Source organism: Pseudomonas sp. GM50, assembly GCF_000282375.1.
Classification (GTDB): Bacteria; Pseudomonadota; Gammaproteobacteria; order Pseudomonadales; family Pseudomonadaceae; genus Aquipseudomonas.
Map to the genome: position 1 here is coordinate 106,332 of NZ_AKJK01000041.1, position 15,500 is coordinate 121,831.

Genomic DNA, 15,500 nt, shown 5'->3' on the forward strand with positions numbered 1-15,500 from the left:
GCCTTCGCGAGCAAGCCCGCTCCCACACTTGATCTGTGTCGTTCAGAGATCAAATGTGGGAGCGGGCTTGCTCGCGAAGAGGCCCTAGAAGTCACCCCAAAGCTGTTGGGCCACCGCCAACGCCACCACCGGCGCGGTTTCGGTGCGCAACACGCGAGGCCCAAGCCGTGCGGCGTGGAAACCAGCCCCTTTGGCCTGCTCGACTTCAGCGTCGGACAACCCGCCTTCCGGGCCGATCAGAAACGCCAGTGTTGCCGGTTTCGCATGGCTCACCAGCGGCTCGGCCACCGGGTGCAGCACCAACTTCAATTCGGCCTCTGTCTGCTTCAACCAGTCAGCCAACAGCAGTGGCGGATGAATCACCGGTACCCGTGAACGCCCACACTGTTCGCAGGCGCTGATCGCCACCTGACGCCAGTGCATCAGGCGTTTGTCGGCGCGCTCGTCCTTGAGGCGGACTTCGCAGCGGTCGGTGAAGATCGGGGTGATTTCGCTGACGCCCAGTTCGGTGGCTTTCTGAATCGCCCAGTCCATCCGCTCGCCACGGGACAAGCCCTGGCCGAGATGGACCGCAAGCGACGACTCGACCTGCCCGGCGAAGCTTTCATCGATTTGCACCACGACGCGCTTCTTGCCGACTTCCGCCAGCGTGCCGCGAAACTCATGGCCCGAGCCGTCGAACAATTGCACCGCGTCACCCTCGGCCATGCGCAGCACGCGGCTGATGTAATGGGCCTGGGCCTCGGGAAGCTCGTGTTCGCCGGTGCTCAAGGGGGCGTCGATAAAGAAGCGGGACAGTCTCATCAATGGTCTCTGTAAAAAGTCGAATGTAGCTTGGCACTGATCTGCGGCAACGGCATTTGTGGCGAGGGGGCTTGCCCCCGTTCGGCTGCGCAGCAGTCGTAAATCTGGCTGATGCGTTTTAACTGACAAAATCCGGTAGCCGGTTTTAGGGCCGCTTCGCGACCCAACGGGGGCAAGCCCCCTCGCCACAGAAGCTCTTTCACACAGGAATTTGCATAAGGCTGTTAGCCCGGATCACGGTAGCCCGGATGAAAGTCCTTCGGCACCGCCACGCTGATGCTGTCACGGGTGGCGATGTCGATGCCTTCGCTGGCCACCTCGGCCAGAAAATCGATCTGCTCCGGGGTAATCACGTACGGCGGCAGGAAATACACCACGCTGCCCAACGGCCGCAGTAAAGCACCTCGCTCCAGCGCATGCTGGAACACCCTCAAACCACGACGTTCCTGCCACGGATAAGCTTCCTTGGTGGTCTTGTCCTTGACCATCTCGATGGCCAGCACCATACCGGTCTGGCGCACTTCGGCAACGTTCGGGTGATCGGCCAGGTGCGCGGTGGAGGAGGCCATGCGTTGAGCCAGAACCTTGTTGTTCTCGATGACGTTGTCTTCTTCGAAGATATCCAGCGTCGCCAATGCCGCCGCGCACGCCAGCGGATTGCCGGTGTAGCTGTGAGAGTGCAGGAAGGCGCGCAGGGTCGGGTAGTCGTCGTAGAAGGCGCTGTAGACCTCATCGGTGGTCAGCACCGCCGCCAACGGCAGGTAACCACCGGTCAAGGCCTTGGACAGGCAGAGGAAATCCGGACGGATGCCGGCCTGTTCGCAGGCGAACATCGTTCCGGTGCGGCCGAAACCGACGGCGATTTCATCGTGGATCAGGTGCACGCCATAACGATCACAGGCGTCGCGCAGCAACTTCAGGTACACCGGGTGATACATGCGCATGCCGCCGGCGCCCTGAATCAGCGGCTCCAGAATCACGGCGGCCACGGTGTCGTGGTTGTCGGCCAGGGTCTGCTCCATGGCGGCGAACATGTTGCGCGAGTGTTCTTCCCAGCTCATGCCCTCGGGGCGCAGGTAGCAATCGGGGCTCGGCACCTTGATGGTGTCCATCAGCAGGGCCTTGTAGGTTTCGGTGAACAGCGGCACGTCGCCCACCGCCATCGCCGCCATGGTCTCGCCGTGGTAACCGTTGGTGAGGGTGACGAAGCGCTTTTTGTTCGGCTGGCCGCGGTTGAGCCAGTAGTGAAAGCTCATTTTCAGTGCGACTTCGATGCACGACGAACCGTTATCGGCATAGAAGCACCGGGTCAGGCCTTCCGGCGTCATTTTCACCAGACGCTCCGACAGTTCAATCACCGGCTGATGGCTGAAACCGGCGAGGATCACGTGTTCCAGCTGATCGACCTGATCCTTGATGCGCTGGTTGATCCGCGGGTTGGCGTGGCCGAACACGTTGACCCACCAGGAGCTGACAGCGTCGAGGTAGCGTTTGCCTTCGAAGTCTTCCAGCCAGACGCCTTCGCCGCGCTTGATCGGGATCAGCGGCAGCTGTTCGTGGTCTTTCATCTGGGTGCAGGGATGCCACAACACCGCGAGATCGCGTTGCATCCACTGATTATTCAGGCCCATGTTCAGTCTCCTCGAGGCGGCTCGCTTGGTGCGCGGGCAAACAATCGCGCAAGCCTATGCAATGCGCGTCATCGGGACAACCCATTGTGTCGATTGAGCTACTTTGTATAAGGCGGTAGACGTCGCTGGCGGCGTTTTGATGGCTGACGTATTCTTCGCGGTTCTTTGAGTCGTCTGACTCGTAAAACCGCTATTTCCTCGTGTATTTCCGGAGTTCGCTGAATGTCTGCTGGTTGGCTGCGCGCCTGTGCGCTGGTGATGTTGGGGCTGTTCAGCGTTTCGGCGCTGGCCAAGGATAAAACGGCGATCGTGGTCGGCGGCGGGCTTTCGGGCCTCACCGCGGCGTACGAACTGCAGAACAAAGGCTGGCAGGTCACCCTGCTGGAAGCCAAGCCGACTTTGGGCGGTCGCTCCGGCATGGCCACCAGTGAGTGGATCGGCAACGACAAGACCCAACCGGTGCTGAACAAGTACGTCTCGACGTTCAAGCTGACCACCACGCCAGCCCCTGAATTCGTGCGGACTCCGGGCTACCTGATCGACGGTGAATATTTCACCGCCGCCGATCTGGCGACTAAACAGCCGGCCACCAGCGACGCGCTGAAACGCTACGAAAAGACTCTGGATGATCTGGCGCGTTCGATCGAAGACCCGCAGAACCCGGCCGCCAACAGCACACTGTTCGCCCTGGACCAGATCAACGTGTCCAACTGGCTCGATCGCTTGAATCTGCCAGCCACTGCGCGTCAGTTGGTGAATCAGCAGATTCGTACCCGCTATGACGAACCTTCGCGCCTGTCGCTGCTGTACTTCGCACAACAGAGCCGCGTTTACCGTGGCGTTGCCGACCGTGACCTGCGCGCCTCGCGTCTGCCTGGCGGCAGCCCGGTGCTGGCCCAGGCCTTCGTCAAACAACTGAAAACCATCAAGACCAGCTCGCCGGTTTCGTCCATTACTCAGGACAAGGACGGCGTGACCGTGAAGGTCGGCAGTGTTGGCTATCAGGCGGACTACGTCGTGCTGGCCGTGCCGTTGCGTGCACTGAACAAGATCCAGATGACCCCGGCGCTGGATGCCCAGCACATGGGCGCCATCAAAGGCACCAACTACGGCTGGCGTGACCAGATCATGCTGAAGTTCAAGACGCCGGTGTGGGAAAGCAAGGCGCGCATGTCCGGCGAGATCTACAGCAACACCGGCCTGGGCATGTTGTGGGTCGAGCCGGCCCTGAAAGGCGGCGCCAACGTGGTGATCAACCTGTCCGGCGACAATGCGCGCGTGATGCAGGCCTTCGGCGACAAGCAGATGGTCGATCAGGTACTGATTCGTCTGCACGCCTTTTATCCACAGGCACGCGGTTCGTTCACCGGTTATGAAATTCGTCGCTACAGCACCGACCCGTCGATGGGTGGCGCTTACCTGGCCTTCGGCCCGGGCCAGATCAGCAAGTACTGGCGCCTGTGGGAGCGTCCGCTGCAACGTGTAGCCTTTGCCGGCGAACACACCGACGCCTTGTACCCAGGCACTCTGGAAGGCGCATTGCGCACCGGTCAGCGTGCAGCCAGTCAGGTAGAAGACCTGGCGGCGGGCAAATCGTTTGAACCGGCGAAAGTTGTTCCGGCAACGACCGCAGCAGCGGCTGGTGCAGTGGCGGCGAAGAAAGGTAACTTCTTCACCAACCTGTTCGGCGGTTCTGACGACAAACCGGAACCGGCCAAGGCGCCAGCACCTGTGGCACCGGTTGCCCCGGCACCCGCCCCTGTACCTGCGCCGACTCCAGCGCCAGCACCGGTTGAGGCGCCGAAGCCTGCGGCACCGGTGAAAGCAGAGCCTGCCAAGAAAGCACCGGCCAAAGCGCCAGTGAAAAAGCCTGCTGCCAAAACCGAAGCCAAAAAAGCTCCGGTCAAGGCGACGGCGAAAAAAACCGAGCCGGCGAAGAAACCAGCGGTCAGTACCGCTGCCAAGACCCCGGCGACGACTGAAACCAAGACGCAGTAAGTCCTGGAATCAAAAAAAGCGCGGCAGTGATGCTGCGCTTTTTTTATGTCTTGCGTATGTCGCTGCTGATTTTGCTTTGACGCTAAGCTAGATCGACACTATGGACTTCGTCGCTTTGGTAGTCGCTGACATAGGCATGGTTATGTTGATCAAGAACCATGTCATACGGTTCGGAAGCACCAGGGATGGGCACCCGGCGAACGATTTCATACGTGGCGGTATTAATCTCCACGACTTCTTTTTTGACTTGATCAACGGCATAAGCGTTTTTTTCGCCGAACACTATTTTCCCTTCGCAAGTCACAAAATCGAAATGCCTGGTGGTCGATAACTTAGGGTCCAGTACGGTCAGTTTTTGAGCGTCCAGACACACGATATACACTTCTTTGTCGTCGGGACTGACGGTAACTGCTGACGGATACTTTTCGGTTTTGATGATATCGAGGACTTTGAAAGTCTTGCTGCTGATGATCGTTAGTGCGTCCTGATAAGGGCCATCAGGAGAGTTTGTGCTGGAAATATAAAGACGCGAATCGTCCTGGCTGATATCCACACTTATGGAGGGAGAGGGTAATCCTCTCACTCTGCTCACCGCATAAGTGCGGGTATCAATAATTGCCAGCCACTCTTTATTTTGTCGAACGGTGACGTAAACATGCTTGCCGTCTCGGCTCACGACGATTCCCCGAGGATATCTTCCTACTGTGACGTTACCCACCGCATAGGTTTCAGTATCAATAACCGAAACCGAACTTGACCCGTAGTTGGTCACATAAGCTCTTTTCCCTCCATGGGCAAGGACGATGTTCTGGGGGTAATGCTCGACGGCGATGGTGTGGATTACCTTTCTGTTCCGGGTGTTGATCACTGACACATTGCCTGAAATGTAATTGCAAACAAAAACCCGTGATCCATCGTTGTTGATGGCTATCCCTCGCGGTCCTGCCCCTACGGGTATCGAATTGGATAGGTTTCCCGTAGTCGCGGGGGATGAACTCGAATGGTGACTCATGGTAGAACTCCTGTTCAGACGCTCGGGCTAACGCCCGAGATCAGGTTCATCAATGACCTGTAATGGTGGCTACTGTCAGATATGACAGTTCTGACGAGTGGTAAAGGCTTTTTGGAAGCGAACATGGGACAGCGTCTGTAGGTTTTTTCTTCTGGTTAACACTCTCTTAATATCTCGACCCCAAGGTCTTGATCGTATTTTTCGATATTTCAGAGCGAAATTTTCCGCTTTAAATCGATAGATAACTCGATAGTCTTGGGCGCAGTTCTTACAGGATTTGGGCAATGCAGCTACGTAACTCTTCTTCCCGCTACGGTTGGGTCAGCATCTTCGTGCACTGGGGGGTGGCGCTCGCGGTCTTCGGCCTGTTCGCCTTAGGGCTGTGGATGGTCGGTCTCGACTACTACAGTTCCTGGCGCAAAGATGCGCCGGATCTGCACAAGAGTATTGGCCTGGTGTTGTTCGCAGTCATGTTGCTACGAGTGTTGTGGCGCTTCATCAGCCCACCTCCACCGCCCCTGCAAAGTTATAGCCGCATGACGCGTCTTGGCGCCGTGTTCGGCCATGCCTTCCTCTATCTCGGGCTGTTCGCTGTGATGATTGCCGGTTACCTGATTTCCACCGCAGACGGTGTCGGGATCCCGGTGTTTGGCCTGTTTGAAGTTCCTGCACTGGTTTCCGGACTACCGGACCAGGCAGACACCGCTGGTGTGATCCATTTGTACCTGGCCTGGGCGCTGGTAATTTTTTCCGGCCTCCATGCGTTGGCAGCATTGAAACACCACTTTATCGATCGTGATGCGACCCTGACGCGAATGTTGGGACGCAAAGCCTGATGTTCAACCTCGACTCCAAAGGAATAGAAAGCATGTTGAAAAAGACGCTCGCCGCTCTGGCAATCGGTTCTGCTCTGCTGTCGGCTAACGTGATGGCGGCCGATTACGTTGTCGACAAAGAAGGCCAGCACGCCTTCGTTGATTTCAAGATCAGCCACCTGGGTTACAGCTACATCACCGGTACCTTCAAGGACATCGACGGCAAGTTCAGCTTCGACGCCGCCAAGCCTGAAGACAGCAAGATCGAGTTCAATGTGCGCACCGCCAGCGTGTTCACTAACCACGCCGAACGCGACAAGCACATCTCCAGCGGTGACTTCCTGAACGTGGGCAAATTCGCCGACGCCAAGTTCGTTTCCACCAGCGTCAAATCCACCGGCAAAAACGCCGCTGGCAAAGACACTGCCGACGTAACCGGTAACCTGACCTTGCTGGGTGTGACCAAGCCAATCGTGGTCAAAGCCACCTTCCTGGGTGAAGGCAAGGATCCATGGGGCGGCTACCGTGCCGGCTTCGAAGGCACCACCAGCATCAAGCGATCTGATTTCGGCAAGCAGAAAGACCTGGGTCCACAGTCTGACGCGGTCGAGCTGTACATTACGTTTGAAGGTGTGAAAGCGAAGTGAATTTCGCTGCTTGAACAAAAACGCCCCTGATCTCGCGATCCGGGGCGTTTTTTATTTCTGATGGGTTAGGGCCGATCGGCACATAACCCTGTAGGAGCCAGGCTTGCCGGCGAAGGGGGCGACTCGGTTTTTGTGGTGTAGCGGATGACGTCTTCGCGGGCAAGCCTCGCTCCTACAAGTTTTTTCGTCAGCCAGAAAAAATGCCCCGGATCGTGAGATCCGGGGCATTTTTCATGGCTTTGAAAACTCAGCGATTGCGGGTCAGCAAGGCTGGTTTTTCGCCGCGCGGACGGCCTGGGAGTTGATCAAGTTGCTCAGGTGTCGGGAAGCGATCGCTTTTCGACTCCTTGTGAATGATCTTCGGTGCCGGGCCACGCGGGTTCTGCACGGCGGGTTCCGAACGAGGCTGCTCGTCACGGGCCGGTCGGCGGTTGCGGGACTCTTCACGACGGGCCTGGCCGTCACGTGGAGCACCGTTGCGTGGGCCGCTGCGCTTGGCCGGTGGGGTGCCGGTGGTTGCGCCGCTGCTGCTGCGCGGACCGTTTTGGCGACCTTGTGGCTGGCCGGTGCGCGGAGCACCTGCGCCTGCGCCTTGTGCCGGAGCGCCCGGACGGCGACCACGGCCCTGGGCAGGTTTGGCTTGAGGCACGTAGTCGACGCGGTTACCGAAGTTATCGACATCGTCGTCCAGGAACTCGTCCGGAGCACGGTCAGCGGCGGCGCGAGGTGCCGGACGCTGTTGCTCACGCGCCGGGGTGCCTTCGCGAGGCTTGTGTTCACGGGCAGGGCGATCGCCACGGCCAGTGGCAGCAGGTTTTTCCTTGCCGCCCTTGTCCTTGCCTTTGTCTTTACGACCGCCACCACCACCGCTGCCGTTCGGACCGTCGCCGCGCGGGCCACGTGGGTTGCGCGGGTTACGCACATCCGGACGCTCGCGAACTTCAGGTTTCTCGGCTTCCACAGCGCTGGAGTCGAAGCCCATCAGGTTGCCGTCGGCAATCTTCTGCTTGGTCATGCGCTCGATGCTTTTCAGCAGCTTTTCTTCATCCGGAGCAACCAGCGAGATCGCCTCGCCCGAACGACCGGCACGGCCAGTACGGCCGATACGGTGCACGTAATCTTCGTCGACGTTCGGCAGTTCGAAGTTGACCACGTGAGGCAACTGGTCGATGTCCAGGCCGCGAGCGGCGATGTCGGTGGCGACCAGGATGCGCACTTCACCAGCCTTGAAGTCGGCCAGGGCTTTGGTGCGGGCGTTCTGGCTCTTGTTACCGTGGATAGCAACGGCGGTGAGGCCGTGTTTGTCCAGGTACTCGGCCAGGCGGTTGGCGCCGTGCTTGGTGCGGGTGAACACCAGCACCTGTTCCCAGGCGCCGGCGGTGATCAGGTGCGCCAGCAACGAACGCTTGTGGCTGGCGGCCAGACGGAATACGCGTTGTTCGATCCGCTCGACCGTGGTGTTCGGCGGCGTGACTTCGATGCGTTCCGGGTTGTGCAGCAGCTTGCCGGCGAGGTCGGTGATGTCTTTGGAGAACGTCGCCGAGAACAGCAGGTTCTGGCGTTTGCTCGGCAGACGGGCAAGGACCTTTTTCACGTCATGGACAAAGCCCATGTCGAGCATGCGGTCGGCTTCGTCCAGCACGAGGATTTCCACGTGAGACAAATCGACGCTGCCTTGGCCGGCCAGGTCGAGCAGGCGACCGGGGCAGGCCACCAGCACGTCGACACCGCGGGACATGGCCTGAACCTGTGGGTTCATGCCGACGCCGCCGAAGATGCAGGCACTGACGAACTTCAGGTCACGGGCATAGACCTTGAAGCTCTCGTGCACCTGGGCCGCGAGTTCGCGGGTTGGGGTCAGGACCAGTACGCGCGGTTGGCGCGGGCCGTGACGCTGGGATTTGTCCGGGTGACCGTTGGGAAACAACCGTTCCAGAATCGGAAGGGCGAAGCCGCCGGTTTTACCAGTACCTGTCTGTGCCGCAACCATCAGGTCGCGACCTTGCAACACGGCGGGAATGGCCCGCTGTTGCACCGGAGTAGGCTCGGTATAGCCCGCTGCCTCGATGGCGCGGACTAAAGCCTCGGAGAGACCGAGGGAAGCAAAGGACATGAGTAATCCTGTTTTAGTTAGGGCTTGGCCCAATGGGAGTCTTGCCTGGCGCGAATCGCGTTTAAGAGGACGCAATCCCGTCCGGTCCTGCTGGGCCTCGAAGGCTCGTCTGGAGCGCTCGCGCGGGCTGAAAAGCTGCGCTGTAGCGTGATCGAGATGCCTTGAACAAGTCCGAGCGTCCGGGCGTGAGCCTGGCGGGAAGGCCGGAGTATAACAGAGCAATCACTGCGCGCCGCTTTCCTGCTGCTCAACGGTTTTTCCGCCGGTTGCGGTGGCGCTGGCAGAGCGTGCTTCGGAGGCCGGGCCGGCGCCATAGCGGGCGCTCAGTTCGGCGTAGGCCGGCTCGCGCTTGAAGCGTTTGAGCTCGGCACCGAAACGCTGCACCAACAAATCCATCCCGGCATTGCGGCGTACCGCCAGAAACTGGCTTTGCTGGCTGATAATGATCGGGTTCTCGGTGATCTTGTCGCGGATATTCAGTTGATCGAGCAAATGCTGGCCGACCCGGCGATCGGTGATCAGCAGGTCGATGCGGCCGCGCACCAGTTTGCCGAAGTTGGCTTCATGGGTGGGTGCCGGCTCTTGGGTGAACAGCGTCGATTCGCTGAAGTCCTTGCTGTACAGGTAGCCTGGCGAGGTGCCGATGGTCAGGCCTTTCAGATCGTCCAGGGTGCGAAATGGAAAGGGCCGTTCGTTGGCGTAGAACATCACGAACTCGACTTGCGAGAGCGGTTCGCTGGGGTAGAGCAGGGTCGCATCACGTTCATCGCTGTGGAAAATATCCAGCGCGCCATCCGCCTGGCCTTGCTCAAGCATCGACAGGCAGCGTTTCCATGGCAAGAACTGCCATTCCACGTCGATCCCGAGGCGTTTGAAGACGATGGCCGTGGTTTCGTAGTCCAAGCCCAGCGATTTGCCGTTTTCCTCGTACACGTAAGGTGCCCAGGGTTCGGTGACAATACGCAACTTCTCGCCCCGAGCGGTGAAGCTCAGGCAAGTGAACAGAAGCACGGTCAGTAACTGAGCGATCAGGGGCATGGATTGAGATTACGACGAGAAATCATAAAGAGCCAGAAACCGGATCCAGAAGCTCTATCTCAGGATATGACTGCACAATAAAGGGGCGCCGCAAAGCAAAAGATCGCAGCCTTCGGCAGCTTCCACAGGCGCGTAGAAGCTGCCGAAGGCTGCGATCTTTTGATCTTGCCTTTGCTTTTGCTTTGCTTTTAACGCGGCAACTTCAGGTTATTCCACACCGCCAGGCTCGGCTCAGCCTGGTTCAGCGTGTAGAAATGCAACCCTGGAGCGCCACCCTGCAGCAGGCGTTCGCACATCTCGGTGATGACTTGCTCACCAAAGCCTTGAATGCTCTGGGTGTCGTCGCCGTAGGCTTCCAGTTGCTTGCGGATCCAGCGCGGGATTTCCGCACCGCAAGCGTCGGAAAAGCGCGCCAGCTTGCTGTAGTTGGTGATCGGCATGATCCCCGGCACGATCGGGATGTTCACGCCCTTGGCCCGTACACGCTCGACGAAGTAGAAATAACTGTCGGCGTTGAAGAAGTACTGGGTGATCGCACTGTTGGCGCCGGCGTTAGCCTTGCGCACGAAGTTGTTGAGATCGTCTTCAAAATTGCGCGCTTGCGGATGCATTTCCGGGTAAGCGGCGACTTCGATGTGGAAATGATCGCCGGTTTCTTCACGAATGAATTCAACCAGGTCATTGGCGTGACGCATCTCGCCGCTGGCCATGCCCATGCCCGAGGGCAGGTCACCGCGAAGCGCAACGATACGCTTGATGCCGGCTGCCTTGTACTGGCTCAGCAGGCCGCGCAGGTCGTCCTTGCTGTCGCCCACGCAAGACAGATGCGGTGCGGCAGGGACTTTGACTTCGCTTTCAAGCTGCAACACGGTGTTGAGGGTGCGATCACGGGTCGAACCGCCAGCGCCATAGGTGCAGGAGAAGAAGTCAGGGTTGTAGGTCGCCAGATGACGGGCAGTGGCGATCAGTTTTTCATGCCCAGCATCGGTCTTCGTAGGGAAGAACTCGAAGCTGTAGCGACGGTCTTGGGACATGGTCATATCCTTGGAAGCGTATAAGCCTTGCAGGACGCTACGTTCTCTGTAGGAGCGAAGCTTGCTCGCGAAGCAGGCGCCGCGGCGTTTCAGAAACGCCGTGGTGAAGCGTTCGCGAGCAAGCTTCGCTCCTACAGAGCGCGCGTGGTTCCTGCATGAGTCCGCTCCCCTTGAGGATGCGGACAGCAGGACCAATCAGTAGCGGTAAGCGTGCGGCTTGAACGGGCCTTCGACGGTCACGCCGATGTAGTCAGCCTGAGTCTTGGTCAGTTGAGTGACCACGCCACCGAAACCGCGGACCATTTCCAGGGCCACTTCTTCGTCGAGTTTCTTCGGCAGTACTTCAACGGTCAGACGCTCGGCTTTCTGGGCTGGCGACAGGTCGGCGTACTTCTGGCCGAACAGGAAGATCTGTGCCAGAACCTGGTTGGCGAACGAACCGTCCATGATGCGGCTTGGGTGGCCAGTGGCGTTGCCCAGGTTAACCAGACGGCCTTCGGCCAGCAGGATCAGGTAGTCGTCGTTCTGAGCGTCGAAAGCGCCCGGGCCGGTGCGGTGAACCTTGTGAACCTGTGGCTTCACTTCTTCCCATGCCCAGTTCTTGCGCATGAAAGCGGTGTCGATTTCGTTGTCGAAGTGACCGATGTTGCAGACCACAGCGCGCTTCTTCAGGGCCTTGAGCATGTTTGCGTCGCAAACATTGACGTTGCCGGTGGTGGTCACGATCAGGTCGATCTTGCCCAGCAGCGCTTTATCGATGCTTGCTTCGGTACCGTTGTTGATACCGTCGATGAACGGCGAAACCAGTTCGAAACCGTCCATGCAGGCTTGCATGGCGCAGATCGGGTCGACTTCGGATACTTTAACGATCATGCCTTCCTGACGCAGGGACTGGGCCGAGCCCTTGCCCACGTCACCGTAACCGATGACCAGCGCTTGCTTGCCGGACAGCAGGTGGTCGGTACCGCGCTTGATCGCGTCGTTCAGGCTGTGACGGCAGCCGTACTTGTTGTCGTTCTTGCTCTTGGTCACCGAGTCGTTGACGTTGATGGCCGGGATTTTCAGCTCGCCCTTGGCCAGCATGTCCAGCAGACGATGAACGCCGGTGGTGGTTTCTTCGGTGACGCCGTGGACGCGGTCCAGGATCGCCGGGTATTTCTTGTGCAGCAGCTCGGTCAGGTCGCCGCCGTCATCGAGGATCATGTTGGCATCCCAAGGCGCGCCATCTTTCAGGATGGTTTGCTCCAGGCACCACTCGTACTCTTCTTCAGTCTCGCCTTTCCAGGCGAAAACCGGGATGCCGGCAGCAGCGATAGCGGCAGCGGCCTGGTCTTGAGTCGAGAAAATGTTGCAGGACGACCAACGCACTTCGGCACCCAGGGCAACCAGGGTTTCGATCAGCACGGCAGTCTGAATGGTCATGTGGATGCAGCCGAGGATCTTCGCGCCTTTGAGCGGCTGCTCGGCGGAGTATTTGCGGCGCAGCCCCATCAGGGCTGGCATTTCGGATTCAGCGATGATGGTTTCGCGACGGCCCCAGGCAGCCAGGGACATGTCGGCGACTTTGTAATCGTTAAAATCTACAGGCGTGATAACAGCGCTCATGATGAGCCTCCATTCGTAATGTATGCGAATGGGCGCCGTTGTGCGTTTAGTGATCGGCCGATCATGGCCAGTCAACGCCCCATCCGAGCCTGACAGGTTGAACCTGCTGCAGCGCCCCTCGGACAGGTGGCGGGAAAACGGTAGCAAGTGAACATTACCGTTTTGAAACGGGGGCGATTATAGCGGGCTATGCTGATCTTCCAAAGCCTTTCTGCAAGGTCAATGTCCGAACGGTAATCGAGACCATAGTCGATGCTTGATAGAGCTCTAATCCGGGCTCTGCCATGATGGCCGGCATCAATCGGCAAGACGGTCAGGAGTGAGCATGAATTTCCACACCCGCAAATGGGTAAAACCCGAAGACCTCAACCCCAACGGCACGCTGTTCGGCGGTAGCCTGTTGCGCTGGATCGACGAAGAAGCGGCGATCTACGCCATCGTCCAGCTGGGCAATCAGCGCGTTGTCACCAAATACATTTCCGAAATCAACTTCGTCAGCGCCTCGCGCCAGGGCGACATCATCGAGCTGGGCATCACCGCCACCGAGTTCGGTCGCACCTCGATCACGCTGACCTGCGAAGTGCGCAACAAGATCACCCGCAAGAGCATCCTGACGGTGGAGAAGATGGTTTTCGTGAACCTGGGCGAAGACGGCCTGCCTTCGCCGCACGGCCGGACCGAGATCAGGTACGTCAAAGACCAGTTCAAGGATGATGAAATCGGCGGGTGAAATTGGCGGTGCGGCCTTCGCGAGCAAGCCCGCTCCCACATCTGATCCTCAGTGAGCACAGACTTTGTGCGCGACAGAGATCCAGTGTGGGAGCGGGCTTGCTCGCGAAAGCGGTCTATCGGTCAGAGATGATTTAACGGATCACTGAACAGCTCCGAACCCCGCGTGTCGTAATTAAACGACACGCCACTGGTTCAGGAGCTTTATGGACACGCCCAAAGACGGCAAGACCCCGGACCTCTCGGCGCAAGAACAGCGCGAGGTCGACAAGAGCCAGCCACCGCGCGCGGCGGTGCTGCACGAAATCATTCGCACCCAAGGTAATCAGGAACTCGAGCGTAGCGTTGCGGCGCTGTGGTGGTCGGCCCTGGCTGCCGGCCTGACCATGGGCTTGTCGCTGATGGGCATGGGGTTGCTCAACTCGCGTCTGCCGGACGGCGAAGGCTTCAAGGTGATCGCCAGTTTTGGGTACTGCGCAGGTTTTCTCGCGGTGATTCTCGCCCGTCAGCAACTCTTCACCGAAAACACCCTGACTGCCGTACTGCCGATCATGAGCAAGCCTACGCTGGGTAATTTCGGTCGGTTGTTTCGGCTGTGGTCGGTGGTTCTGGTGGGCAACCTTTGCGGCACTCTGCTGGTGGCGTACGTGATGCTGCACCTGCCGATTTTCGACACCAAGACCGATCTGGCCTTCCTCGATATCGGGCGCAAGGTCATGGAGAACGATGCCGGTAAAATGTTCGCCAAAGGCATCATCTCTGGCTGGATGATCGCCACCATGGTCTGGATGATCCCGTCCATGGAAAGCGCCAAGATGTGGATCATTATCCTCATCACCTATTTCATGGCGCTGGGAGATTTCACTCACATCGTGGTCGGATCGGTCGAGGTTTCGTACCTGGTGTTCGCCGGCGAGTTGCCGTGGAAGGATTTCTGGCTGGTGTTTGCAGGTCCCACGCTGGTGGGGAACATCATCGGTGGCAGTTTTATCTTCGCGCTGATCAGTCACGCGCAGATTCGCAGTGAAAGCGGACCACCGAAGACATCTGCGGAACGGGACCAGGAAACCGAACCGCAGAAGATCAAAAAATGAAGGGTAAACGTACCTGATGCCAGTCAGTTCAAGACGCAAAACCTGTGGGAGCGGGCTTGCTCGCGAAGGCGGTGTGTCAGGCGACATCAATCTTGACTGTGCCGCCGCCTTCGCGAGCAAGCCCGCTCCCACATGGATTGCGCTTAGCCGGACACATTGACCGTGACAGCACTGCGACGCTGCAGGTAGATGAAAAACAACGCCGTCAGCACCGTCAACCCGCTGACCAGTGCGCCGGTCCACGGCAAGTCCGCCAGGTCCGCGCCACTGGCCACCACCAGCCCGCCAATCCATGCCCCGGCTGCGTTGCCGAGATTGAATGCACTTTGATTCAACGTCGATCCGAGGTTCGGTGCTTCATGGGCCTGATCGATGATCAGCAATTGCAGGATCGGGCACAGCGCAAACGCGAAGATGCCCCACAACACCAGCGTGATCGCCGCCGGGATCACCGAGTGGCTGGTCTGACTGAAAGCGGCCAGCACGACGACCACCGCCAGCGCCATGCCCACCAGAGAAGGCAGCAAACGACTGTCCGCCAATCGGCCGCCAAGCATGCTACCCGCCGTCAGGCCGACCCCGAACAACAGCAACATGATCGTCACGCCATGCGGGCTGACACCGGTGATGTCTTGCAGGATCGGTGCGATATAGGTGAACACGCTGAACAGACTGGTGGACGCCAGCACGCTCATGCCCAGCGCCAGCAGCACGTTGACCTTGCCCAACACTTTGAACTCGCTGGCCAGGTTGGCCTTGTCCATAGGGATTTCCTTGGGCAGCCAAACCCACTGTGCGATGGCCGCGATCACACCAATCACCGAGACCGCCCAAAACGTCGAGCGCCAGCCGGCGTATTGTCCCAGCGCGGTGCCTAATGGAACGCCTAGCACGTTGGCCAGCGTCAGGCCGGTGAACATCATGGCAATCGCCTGGGCTCGTTTGTTCGGTGCCACCAGACCGGCGGCGACCACCGAGCC

Annotated in this window: 13 protein-coding genes and 1 riboswitch; of the genes, 5 read left to right on the forward strand and 8 right to left on the reverse strand. The window is 59.0% G+C overall.

Translation table 11 applies throughout. The annotated features are described in order from the left end of the window. Positions 1-84: 84 nt before the first annotated feature. Together PMI30_RS22285 and PMI30_RS22280 are read right to left on the reverse strand one after the other, a co-directional pair. A complete protein-coding gene (locus PMI30_RS22285; RefSeq protein ID WP_008007488.1) occupies positions 85-804 on the reverse strand; it encodes a 16S rRNA (uracil(1498)-N(3))-methyltransferase in 720 nt (239 codons plus the stop codon). A gap of 224 nt (positions 805-1,028) precedes the next feature. Beyond that, positions 1,029-2,435: an adenosylmethionine--8-amino-7-oxononanoate transaminase gene (locus PMI30_RS22280; protein ID WP_008007490.1), complete on the reverse strand. Its 1,407-nt coding sequence runs from the start codon at positions 2,433-2,435 to the stop codon at positions 1,029-1,031. 222 nt (positions 2,436-2,657) lie between these two features. Between PMI30_RS22280 and PMI30_RS22275 the strand changes: the two genes are divergently transcribed. After that, the gene (locus PMI30_RS22275; RefSeq protein ID WP_008007492.1) at positions 2,658-4,433 is read left to right on the forward strand and encodes a flavin monoamine oxidase family protein; all 1,776 of its coding nucleotides are present in this window, start codon (positions 2,658-2,660) and stop codon (positions 4,431-4,433) included. Between the two features lie 82 nt (positions 4,434-4,515). On the opposite strand, the gene PMI30_RS22270 is transcribed toward PMI30_RS22275, so the two are convergent. Then, positions 4,516-5,445 carry a YncE family protein gene (locus PMI30_RS22270; protein WP_008007494.1) on the reverse strand — a complete coding sequence of 310 codons (930 nt, stop codon included), beginning with the start codon at positions 5,443-5,445 and terminating at the stop codon, positions 4,516-4,518. Positions 5,446-5,729: 284 nt separating this feature from the next. Between PMI30_RS22270 and PMI30_RS22265 the strand changes: the two genes are divergently transcribed. Together PMI30_RS22265 and PMI30_RS22260 are read left to right on the forward strand one after the other, a co-directional pair. Next, complete coding sequence (locus PMI30_RS22265; protein ID WP_008007496.1) at positions 5,730-6,281, forward strand: cytochrome b; 552 nt, start codon at positions 5,730-5,732, stop codon at positions 6,279-6,281. A 32-nt stretch (positions 6,282-6,313) separates the two neighbouring features. Continuing rightward, positions 6,314-6,907: a YceI family protein gene (locus tag PMI30_RS22260; protein ID WP_032835047.1), complete on the forward strand. Its 594-nt coding sequence runs from the start codon at positions 6,314-6,316 to the stop codon at positions 6,905-6,907. A 247-nt stretch (positions 6,908-7,154) separates the two neighbouring features. Here PMI30_RS22260 and PMI30_RS22255 read toward each other — a convergent pair whose 3' ends face one another. From PMI30_RS22255 to ahcY, 4 genes are all read right to left on the reverse strand, one after another. Beyond that, entirely contained in the window at positions 7,155-9,020 is a 1,866-nt protein-coding gene (locus tag PMI30_RS22255; RefSeq protein WP_008007500.1) for a DEAD/DEAH box helicase, read from the reverse strand. Positions 9,021-9,242: 222 nt separating this feature from the next. After that, the gene (locus PMI30_RS22250; protein ID WP_008007503.1) at positions 9,243-10,058 is read right to left on the reverse strand and encodes a substrate-binding periplasmic protein; all 816 of its coding nucleotides are present in this window, start codon (positions 10,056-10,058) and stop codon (positions 9,243-9,245) included. A 188-nt stretch (positions 10,059-10,246) separates the two neighbouring features. Then, entirely contained in the window at positions 10,247-11,092 is an 846-nt protein-coding gene (gene metF / locus PMI30_RS22245) for a methylenetetrahydrofolate reductase [NAD(P)H] (protein WP_008007506.1), read from the reverse strand. A 195-nt stretch (positions 11,093-11,287) separates the two neighbouring features. Next, positions 11,288-12,697, reverse strand: a complete 1,410-nt coding sequence (gene ahcY / locus PMI30_RS22240; protein WP_008007509.1) for an adenosylhomocysteinase — start codon at positions 12,695-12,697, stop codon at positions 11,288-11,290. Positions 12,698-12,720: 23 nt separating this feature from the next. Then, positions 12,721-12,823: riboswitch (S-adenosyl-L-homocysteine riboswitch) on the reverse strand. Positions 12,824-13,022: 199 nt separating this feature from the next. Here ahcY and PMI30_RS22235 point away from each other — a divergent pair. Both PMI30_RS22235 and PMI30_RS22230 read left to right on the forward strand, forming a co-directional pair. Then, positions 13,023-13,427, forward strand: coding sequence for an acyl-CoA thioesterase (locus tag PMI30_RS22235; protein WP_008007511.1), 405 nt, complete (start codon positions 13,023-13,025; stop codon positions 13,425-13,427). 205 nt (positions 13,428-13,632) lie between these two features. Then, a complete protein-coding gene (locus PMI30_RS22230) occupies positions 13,633-14,520 on the forward strand; it encodes a formate/nitrite transporter family protein (protein WP_008007513.1) in 888 nt (295 codons plus the stop codon). A 143-nt stretch (positions 14,521-14,663) separates the two neighbouring features. Here PMI30_RS22230 and PMI30_RS22225 read toward each other — a convergent pair. After that, a partial coding sequence (locus PMI30_RS22225) for an MFS transporter (RefSeq protein ID WP_008007516.1) occupies positions 14,664-15,500 on the reverse strand: 837 nt, incomplete at its 5' end.

Bases quoted from the DNA above. Each gene is read 5' to 3' on its own strand.
- PMI30_RS22285 (WP_008007488.1), bottom strand. From the start codon at position 804: ATGAGACTGTCCCGCTTCTTTATCGACGCCCCCTTGAGCACCGGCGAA.
- PMI30_RS22230 (WP_008007513.1), top strand. From the start codon at position 13,633: ATGGACACGCCCAAAGACGGCAAGACCCCGGACCTCTCGGCGCAAGAA.
- PMI30_RS22280 (WP_008007490.1), bottom strand. From the start codon at position 2,435: ATGGGCCTGAATAATCAGTGGATGCAACGCGATCTCGCGGTGTTGTGG.
- metF (WP_008007506.1), bottom strand. From the start codon at position 11,092: ATGTCCCAAGACCGTCGCTACAGCTTCGAGTTCTTCCCTACGAAGACC.
- PMI30_RS22265 (WP_008007496.1), top strand. From the start codon at position 5,730: ATGCAGCTACGTAACTCTTCTTCCCGCTACGGTTGGGTCAGCATCTTC.
- PMI30_RS22260 (WP_032835047.1), top strand. From the start codon at position 6,314: ATGTTGAAAAAGACGCTCGCCGCTCTGGCAATCGGTTCTGCTCTGCTG.
- PMI30_RS22255 (WP_008007500.1), bottom strand. From the start codon at position 9,020: ATGTCCTTTGCTTCCCTCGGTCTCTCCGAGGCTTTAGTCCGCGCCATC.
- PMI30_RS22270 (WP_008007494.1), bottom strand. From the start codon at position 5,445: ATGAGTCACCATTCGAGTTCATCCCCCGCGACTACGGGAAACCTATCC.
- PMI30_RS22275 (WP_008007492.1), top strand. From the start codon at position 2,658: ATGTCTGCTGGTTGGCTGCGCGCCTGTGCGCTGGTGATGTTGGGGCTG.
- PMI30_RS22235 (WP_008007511.1), top strand. From the start codon at position 13,023: ATGAATTTCCACACCCGCAAATGGGTAAAACCCGAAGACCTCAACCCC.
- PMI30_RS22250 (WP_008007503.1), bottom strand. From the start codon at position 10,058: ATGCCCCTGATCGCTCAGTTACTGACCGTGCTTCTGTTCACTTGCCTG.
- ahcY (WP_008007509.1), bottom strand. From the start codon at position 12,697: ATGAGCGCTGTTATCACGCCTGTAGATTTTAACGATTACAAAGTCGCC.